This window comes from Vibrio sp. YT-17, from assembly GCF_033337375.1.
Lineage (GTDB): Bacteria > Pseudomonadota > Gammaproteobacteria > Enterobacterales > Vibrionaceae > Vibrio > Vibrio alginolyticus.
Window position 1 is genome coordinate 1 of sequence record NZ_JAWOQP010000136.1, and the last position, 1,204, is coordinate 1,204.

1 protein-coding gene is annotated in these 1,204 nt (G+C 46.3%); it reads right to left on the reverse strand.

What is annotated here, in order from left to right:
* Positions 1-184: 184 nt before the first annotated feature.
* Positions 185-1,204: YccS family putative transporter (gene yccS / locus R7F67_RS24455; RefSeq protein WP_318057494.1), on the reverse strand; the 1,020-nt coding region annotated here is incomplete at its 5' end.

Genomic DNA, 1,204 nt, shown 5'->3' on the forward strand with positions numbered 1-1,204 from the left:
ATGGTTTTTTGTACGAGTATTGTCAAGGTGCGTTAAGTGATACGTAAGACTTTTCCTATGAAAGGTAATTTTACCTACTTCGGGTTATCTAAAATTAAAAAGGGAAGCAAAAGTGCTTCCCTAATTGCATAAAGAACGCGTGTTAAGTCACATGCACCTTTAAGTTAGTCTCTCTAAGGTCGAGTTAGTTCACACGAACGGCAAATTTGCTCGCCAGCGAGTGAAGCTCAGGCAACATGCGATAAATAAGGTGGAGTTGTTGAAGCACCATACGCGCCGAGCTGTCATCCTCATCGCGCCATTCGTTCAAACGCTGCTCAAGTCCAGCATCGTCAATGTTGGATAAATCGCACTCTTCGCAATGTTGGTGTAATTGTTGATGCAACACATCCAAATGCTGGTGGATACAACGGTGAGCATCCAGAACCAGTTTATGAATGGATTCATCTTCGATGCGAGTACGATGTGCGCCTAAAGCAGAGATGTAGCTGAGCATGGCGTGGTTGAGTGTCAGAAAGCGGAAGCTCTCATCGACGGCTGCGCGATACTTACCTGGTTCAGCAAGCATTGTGCTGATTGCTGACGTCAATGTCGCATCATTATTGTGAGCCTGACGACGAGCAATGCGGTAGCTCAGGTTGTCTTTCTTACCGATACGATATTGGCCGATGAGCTGATCCAAATACTGTTTATTCGCATCTATCGCATCAGACATCACTTTATGCAGTCTTCTCGATTGCCAGTCAGGTAAAATGAACATCACAGCCGCGACGGCTAGCGCGCAGCCAATCAGTGTATCGGCAAGCCGAGGCAGCACCACTGCGTAGCCTTCACCTAACTGGTTGAACAGGAACAAGACTAACAAGGTGATAAATCCGGTCGCGTAGCCGTAGTTGTTCATCCTAAATGCAAAGAACATCACGCCCGAAACAACGATAAACACCAACTGACTTTCTTGAGAAGGGAAGAACGTTAGCAGCGGTACGCCAATCAATAACCCCGCTAAAGTACCGATCACACGAGCCGTAAGTTTTTGGCGCGTTGCACTGTAGTTCGGCTGACACACAAACAGCGTTGTAAGCAAAATCCAGTAACCACGGTCAATATCAAACAGCTGAATGATGCCGTACCCAATAGTAAGCGCAATTGACATACGCAACGCATGTCGAAATAGCATCGAATCTTTATGAAGGTTAGCCGAAAT